Raw genomic sequence first — 6,750 nt, forward strand, 5'->3', positions numbered from 1 at the left:
GCTTGAACGAAGTGAAAGCCAGCGTCATTTAGGCGCTGGCTCTTAATAAGCCCTTATAGGGCTAGTGCAAACCACGTCTTTTAGGCGTGGTTATGATTCTTATGAAGATGCTCCCGATTGCGTATCCTTTTTTGCTGTTATCGAATCATATTGTCGATCATGGCGCTGATCTTGTCCCGACTGATTTTTTCCAGAATGGCTTTTTTCACAAATTCGTCTTTGCTGTAGCCGAACTGTGCCAGATATTCATTCAGCTGTGCCATGGTGTCGGGATCTATGGTAACGGACAGGCGTTTGCCTGTGGATTTCGGTTTTGTACTGCTTTTTTTCGCGGTGGATTTTGTTGTTTTCTCTGCCATAGGGGTTCTCTCCTTCCTCTGTATTCAGTATATCAAAAAAAGAAAAAAATAGCAGTATGTTTTTTCAAAGACCGGGCAAAATAAGTGCGTACCAAACAAAAGGAGGCGCACACAATGGAAAAATGTAATGAATGTATCAGATGTACCGTAGATAACTGCAGACATCACCACAACACAAAAAATTACTGCACACTGGAAACCATTCAGGTAGGCACACATGAAGCAAACCCTACTATGGATCAGTGCACAGACTGTCTGTCTTACACAAAAAGATAAGATTGTCTGAAAGAAGAAACGGGCATTTCATAAAGTTCGGGGCTTCTGCGTAAGAAAACCAAGAAAGCTGAAATCTTTTCTATAAAAGATTTCAGCTTTCTTCTTTTTACAGGGGGGTATCGGGAAGGAGTTTTTCTTTGGGATGACTGTTTTTTATTGCGGCAAGTTTATGCCGTCGGTATAATGAAAATGGAGGTGTTTGCCATGAGATTATATCTGGTTCGACATGGACAAACGGATATGAATAAGCGAAATATGTTTTATGGCTGGACAGATGCGGATATCAACGAAACGGGCGTACAGCAGGCAGAACAGCTGCGGCAGTATTTTCGGCAGATTCCCATTGATGCTATTTACAGCAGTGACTTGAAAAGGGCAGCTCATACAGCGGAAATTATCGCTGACGGAAAAGATATGAAAGTACACTATGACAGCGCTTTTCGAGAACTTTATTACGGAGATTGGGAAAATCAGACCACAGAATACATAGAGAAGAATTACAAGGAAGAACTGCGGGGGTGGGTCACAGACTGGAAAGACCTTGCCATGCCCAATGGGGAAAAATTTTCGGATTTCTACAACAGGGTTGCTGTAGGCGTTGACAGATTGGTGGAAGAAAACCGTGGTAAGAACGTCCTTTTGGTGGCTCATAACGGTGCTCTTAGTACTATGCTCTGTCATTTGACAGGAGCTGGTATGGATGGCTTCTGGCGGTTCGATTCCAAACAGGGGCATTATAGCTCCGTACTGATTTCCAAAAAGTGGACGACCATTGAAAGCATCAACCATCCTTTGTGTCTGGAGGAGGAATGACATGAAAGCCAAATGTCATAATATGGAGAAGAAAGAGGCTGTTTTTTCCAACCAGTATTTATGTGGCGGAAAAATCATAGAATCCTTTATCCCTACCTGTGAGGAGGATGGATTTACTCTTTTGCAGCGGAAACGGGGAATACGGCTGATTTTTGCTGGATTGGAGCCGAAGTTTAATTGGTTTCCTGTGCCTTGTTTTTGGGTTTTTGCTACGGATGAAAAGGGCGGCGCTTTTGCTCATGGAGAAGGCAAGCTGGAAAACAGCCCCATTTATTATGTGTCAGCAGAAAACACATGCTGGTATCTGGCGAAAAATTTCCGGGAATTTGTCCGGCTGGTGATATTTGCACCGGAATGGATGGAAAAAGCAACAGGAAAGAAATCTGATTTTTCAGAAGAAACACAGGAAGAAAGAGAAAAAATGGGCATGGTATTTGGTCTGGAACCGCCGAAAACAGATTTGTTAGAAGTTGTGAAAGAAGCAGAGGAAATTCGTATTTTTGATAGTCAGGCAGAAGCGGAAACAGAATACGAACTTTTATAAGGGGGAGAAGTTATGAAAAAGTATGGAATACTGGCGGCGTTGGTTATGACGTTTGCGTTGGCAGGCTGTGGCGGAGGAGAGCAGGCGGAAGTGCCCGCACAGGAAGCCATGGGCAATACCATGCTCAATTCCGGCGGTGCTGGCGGCAGCAATGGATTTTCTGAAACTTATGAACTGGACAACACCAACGGAGAAGCACTGCATTTTTATGTGAGAAACACACGACCGGAAAGCGATGTGTACACGGAATTGAAAGTAAGTATTCTCTGCGACGAAGAAGAAGTGGCGCAGGAAGTGCTTTTGCCGGGAGAATCCACCGTATTGACAGAAATGCTGACAGAGAAGGAAAAAGAATATACCTGTAAGGCTGTGGCAGGCAAAAACGGCGGAGATATGTTCATGGACTTTGCCATCGTCCAAGGAAAAGCCGAAACGGAGGATGCAGCAGCTTTTTTGGATGAAATGGTTGGGGAACCAGAATAAAAAAATTGGGAAAATCATTGATTTTTCAGGCAGTCTGACGGTTTTGAAAAAAATACGTTCTGTAAAGGAAAAATACTTGACAGCCGCCCCCTTTTCGGATACAATAACACAGGTGGTTGTAAAGTGATTTTACTTTACAGGAGGAAAAGACCATGGATGAAATCTTACATCTGACACTGCTCTACGATTTCTACGGTGAGCTTTTGACAGAGAAACAAAAACAGGTATTCGATCTGCACTATCAGGACGATCTTTCCCTTTCGGAAATCGGAGAGGAATTGTCCATCAGCCGTCAGGCGGTGCGGGATCAGCTGAAGCGGACGGAAAAAATCCTCATGGATTATGAACAGAAGCTGGGGCTGGTAGCCAGATTCCAAGCACAGAAAAAATCTGTACGGGAAATGCTGGATATTTTACAGGAGATGGAAACCGACGGTCTTTCAGAAAAAAGAATCCGCCAACTGGAAAAAATGAAACAGATTGCCGAAGCAATATTATCCTGAGAGGAGGGCGGTCTATGGCATTTGAAAACCTTTCCAATAAGCTGCAGGATGTGTTCAAGCAGCTGCGGGGCAAAGGCAAGCTGACAGAAGCAGATGTAAAAACCGCCATGCGGGAAGTAAAGATTGCGCTTCTGGAGGCAGACGTAAACTTTAAAATCGTTAAAAACTTCATCAAGACTGTTACGGAACGGGCTGTTGGCACAGAGGTGCTGGAAGGTCTGAATCCGGGACAGCAGGTGATTAAGATTGTAAATGAAGAGCTGATTGCTCTCATGGGTACCACACAAAGTCAGCTGACTTTTGCAAAGCGTCCTCCCACCGTTTATATGATGGTAGGTCTGCAGGGTGCCGGTAAAACCACCAGCAGCGGGAAGCTGGCGGGACAGCTGAGAAAGCAGGGCAGAAATCCTCTGCTGGTAGCCTGTGACGTGTATCGTCCGGCGGCGATCAAACAGCTGCAGGTAGTTGGGAAAAACTACAATATTCCCGTATTTGAAATGGGGGACAAACTCAGTCCCGTGGAAATTTCCAAAAAAGCGTTGGAATACGCAGCGGAAAACCGCAACGATGTCATCCTCATCGATACGGCAGGTCGACTGCATATCAATGAAGAACTGATGCAGGAATTGCAGGACATCAAGGAAGTGGTAAAACCTCAGGAAATCCTTCTGGTGGTTGATGCCATGACCGGTCAGGATGCGGTAACCGTAGCGGAAAGCTTTGACAGCCAGCTGGGCATTGATGGTATCATCATGACAAAGCTGGACGGCGACGCCAGAGGCGGTGCGGCACTTTCTGTCAGAAGCGTAACCAACAAGCCCATCAAGTATATCGGTATGGGGGAAAAGATGGAGGACTTGGAGCCCTTCTATCCCGACCGAATGGCTTCCAGAATCCTGGGTATGGGCGATGTGCTGACACTCATTGATAAAGTACAGCAGAACATCGACGAGCAGGAAGCCAAGGAAATGCAGAAAAAAATGCTTTCCAACGAATTCACACTGGAGGATTTCCTTTCTCAGATGCAGCAGATCAAGAAAATGGGTCCGCTGAAAGATCTGATGGGCATGATTCCGGGTATGAATAAATTTAATCTGGACGAAGCCTTAAACGGCGTTGACCCGTCCAAGGAAATGGCGAAAACAGAAGCCATCATCCAGTCCATGACAAGAGAGGAACGGCTGAATCCTTCTATTCTCAATGGACCACGGAAAAAGCGTATCGCCAACGGCTCCGGCAGAAGCATCGCCGAAGTCAATCGTCTGCTGAAACAGTTTGAAGAAATGAAGAAAATGATGAAGCAGATGAACAACATGCAAAAAGGCAAAAAGGGCAAGCTTCCTTTTTTCCGATAAACTTTTTATGAACACTTGCAGGAGGTGAAATGAAATGGCAGTAAGAATCAGACTGAAAAGACTGGGTGCAAAGAAAGCTCCTTTCTATAGAATCGTTGTAGCAGATTCCAGAACATCCAGAAACGGTAAATCCATCGACGAAATCGGTTACTACGATCCTACAAAGGAACCCGTTGTTCTGAAAGTTGACGCAGAAGCAGCTAACAAATGGCTGGCAACAGGCGCACAGCCTTCCGAAACAGCTAAAGCTCTGCTGAAAAAAGCTGGCGTTATCGGCGAATAATTCGTAACGGGAGGCCAATGCAATGAAAGAATTACTGGAAGTAATCGCAAAAAATCTGGTGGAACATCCCGAACAGGTGCAGGTTTCCGAAAAAGAAGGCGAACGCGCTTGGATTTTGGAACTGAAAGTTGCCCCTGAAGATATGGGTAAGGTCATCGGCAAGCAGGGCAGAATTGCAAAAGCAATTCGTACTGTGGTAAAAGCGGCGGCCATCCACGAGGATAAAAAGATTATCGTAGAAATCGTACAGTAAGGGAAACCGCTGTATACGGCAGGGTGCAGGCGCATCCTGCTGATTTTGTTTATACGGAAAAAATGAGGTGCAAAAACCATGGAACAATATTTTGAAATCGGAAAAATCACAGGAACCCACGGCATCCGGGGAACCATGCGCGTATTTCCCACTACGGAAGACCCTTCTCGTTTTGAACGCCTGAAAGAAATCATTGTGGAAATCCGCGGTAAACGGGAAACATTCCATATCCAGAAAGTAGCATTCCATAAACAGTTTGTACTGCTGACTGTGAAAGAAATCACTGACATTAACGTGGCAGAACTGTATAAAAATGGTCGTATTCTTATTCCCGATGCCATGGCAATCCCTTTGGGCGAGGATGAATACTACAATCGTGACCTCTATGGTCTGAAAGTGGTAACAGAAGAAGGGGAAGAACTGGGCGAGATTACAGAAATTTTCCCCACTGGTTCCAATGACGTGTATGTGGTGAAAAAAGACGGCAAAGGCAAAGAACTGCTGCTGCCTGCCATCAAAGACTGCATTAAAAACGTGGATTTGAAAAACGGCGTTATGACTGTAAAACTGCTGGAAGGATTGAGATAAATGAAACAGTTTTTTGTACTGACACTGTTTCCTGAAATGATCCAGCAGACCCTTTCCCATAGCATCATGGGGCGTGCCCAGAAAGAAGGGCATATCTCTGTGGAAGCCATTAACATTCGGGATTATACACTAAATAAACAGAAACATGTGGATGATTATCCCTATGGCGGCGGCGCAGGAATGGTCATGCAGGCACAGCCCATTTATGACGCTTATCAGAGTATTGCAGAAAAGGCACAGGGCGCAAGGGTGGTATATATGACACCCCAGGGCAGACCTTTTACCCAGCGCATTGCGGAGGAACTGTCCCAGGAAGAAAATCTGGTGTTCCTCTGCGGGCATTATGAAGGCATTGACGAAAGAATCATTGAGGAAATTGTCACAGATGAAATTTCTCTGGGAGATTTCGTTCTCACAGGGGGAGAATTGGCGGCAATCACCATCATTGATGCCGTATCCCGTCTGGTGCCCGGTGTGTTGGGTAAAGAGGATTCTTTTGCCGATGAAAGCTTTTCTGATGGGCTGCTGGAATATCCTCAGTATACCCGTCCTCCCGTATTTCATGGGAAGGAAGTGCCGGAAATTCTTTTGAGCGGACATCATGTCAATATTGCCAAATGGCGCAGAGAGCAGTCTCTCATCCGCACCGTGAAAAAACGTCCGGATTTGCTGGAAACAGCAGAACTGACCGCAAAAGAACGGCAGTTTGTGGAAAGACTGCAGGAAGAATTGCAGGAAACAGAATAAAATCTTGGAAGAAAGCTGATATCTTTTATATTGCAAAGATTTCAGCTTTTTTTGTTGTAGAAAAGCGTTAGACAAGATGCGAAAAGATTGCTTTGTATATGCTTTTCAGGTATGATGAAATTAAGAGGAAAAAGAAAGAAAAAATGATTTTGTAGAAGGGGGATGCTTATGAATTGGTGGAATATTTCTGTATTTTATATCATTCCCATTGTATCTGTAGTATTCTTTTTCTTTTGGAAAAGAAAATATCTTTGGATGGCGCCTTTGATTTCTACAGCCATTTCTGTTGTAATCAGCCTTTTGGCAATGCCGTCCATTCTTAGCGATGCAGAGCATCGTAATATGTTTTTTGGTATTAGTGTTATGCTTCATATTTTGATAGCAGTTGGTTTGACTGCCCTTGCTTATGCGGCAGCATATTTTTGGGACAGAAAAGGAAAAAAGAAATTTTGAAATTGTATGAAATAAAAAAGAACATTTGAGGGTATGAAGAAAAGTCTGTAAATAAGATTCTTCTATGATAAGACTGGGTGGAATGCTTTGAAA

General features: G+C 44.4%; 12 protein-coding genes. 11 read left to right on the top strand and 1 reads right to left on the bottom strand.

The window, feature by feature from the left end; translation table 11 throughout:
- Window positions 1-137: 137 nt before the first annotated feature.
- Complete coding sequence (locus BUB35_RS17470; RefSeq protein WP_072853812.1) at window positions 138-359, bottom strand: ribbon-helix-helix domain-containing protein; 222 nt, start codon at window positions 357-359, stop codon at window positions 138-140.
- 114 nt (window positions 360-473) lie between these two features.
- Between BUB35_RS17470 and BUB35_RS17475 the strand changes: the two genes are divergently transcribed.
- From BUB35_RS17475 to BUB35_RS17525, 11 genes are all read left to right on the top strand, one after another.
- Window positions 474-635: a DUF1540 domain-containing protein gene (locus BUB35_RS17475; RefSeq protein ID WP_022253630.1), complete on the top strand. Its 162-nt coding sequence runs from the start codon at window positions 474-476 to the stop codon at window positions 633-635.
- Window positions 636-839: 204 nt separating this feature from the next.
- Window positions 840-1,448 (top strand): alpha-ribazole phosphatase, encoded by a 609-nt coding sequence (gene cobC / locus BUB35_RS17480; protein WP_072853814.1) that lies wholly within the window; start codon window positions 840-842, stop codon window positions 1,446-1,448.
- 1 nt (window position 1,449) lies between these two features.
- Window positions 1,450-1,992, top strand: a complete 543-nt coding sequence (locus BUB35_RS17485) for a hypothetical protein (protein WP_072853816.1) — start codon at window positions 1,450-1,452, stop codon at window positions 1,990-1,992.
- Window positions 1,993-2,004: 12 nt separating this feature from the next.
- The gene (locus BUB35_RS17490) at window positions 2,005-2,475 is read left to right on the top strand and encodes a hypothetical protein (RefSeq protein WP_072853818.1); all 471 of its coding nucleotides are present in this window, start codon (window positions 2,005-2,007) and stop codon (window positions 2,473-2,475) included.
- Window positions 2,476-2,627: 152 nt separating this feature from the next.
- Window positions 2,628-2,978 carry a YlxM family DNA-binding protein gene (ylxM, locus tag BUB35_RS17495; protein ID WP_022253626.1) on the top strand — a complete coding sequence of 117 codons (351 nt, stop codon included), beginning with the start codon at window positions 2,628-2,630 and terminating at the stop codon, window positions 2,976-2,978.
- A 14-nt stretch (window positions 2,979-2,992) separates the two neighbouring features.
- Window positions 2,993-4,333 carry a signal recognition particle protein gene (gene ffh, locus BUB35_RS17500; RefSeq protein WP_072853820.1) on the top strand — a complete coding sequence of 447 codons (1,341 nt, stop codon included), beginning with the start codon at window positions 2,993-2,995 and terminating at the stop codon, window positions 4,331-4,333.
- A gap of 34 nt (window positions 4,334-4,367) precedes the next feature.
- Window positions 4,368-4,616 (top strand): 30S ribosomal protein S16, encoded by a 249-nt coding sequence (rpsP, locus tag BUB35_RS17505; protein WP_022253624.1) that lies wholly within the window; start codon window positions 4,368-4,370, stop codon window positions 4,614-4,616.
- 22 nt (window positions 4,617-4,638) lie between these two features.
- A complete protein-coding gene (locus tag BUB35_RS17510; RefSeq protein WP_022253623.1) occupies window positions 4,639-4,869 on the top strand; it encodes a KH domain-containing protein in 231 nt (76 codons plus the stop codon).
- Window positions 4,870-4,947: 78 nt separating this feature from the next.
- The gene (gene rimM / locus BUB35_RS17515; protein ID WP_072853822.1) at window positions 4,948-5,457 is read left to right on the top strand and encodes a ribosome maturation factor RimM; all 510 of its coding nucleotides are present in this window, start codon (window positions 4,948-4,950) and stop codon (window positions 5,455-5,457) included.
- Window positions 5,458-6,204, top strand: a complete 747-nt coding sequence (trmD, locus tag BUB35_RS17520; protein ID WP_072853825.1) for a tRNA (guanosine(37)-N1)-methyltransferase TrmD — start codon at window positions 5,458-5,460, stop codon at window positions 6,202-6,204.
- A gap of 168 nt (window positions 6,205-6,372) precedes the next feature.
- Window positions 6,373-6,657 carry a hypothetical protein gene (locus BUB35_RS17525; protein WP_072853827.1) on the top strand — a complete coding sequence of 95 codons (285 nt, stop codon included), beginning with the start codon at window positions 6,373-6,375 and terminating at the stop codon, window positions 6,655-6,657.
- Window positions 6,658-6,750: the final 93 nt, after the last annotated feature.

The organism is Anaerotignum lactatifermentans DSM 14214 (assembly GCF_900142265.1).
GTDB classification, from domain to species: domain Bacteria; phylum Bacillota; class Clostridia; order Lachnospirales; family Anaerotignaceae; genus Anaerotignum; species Anaerotignum lactatifermentans.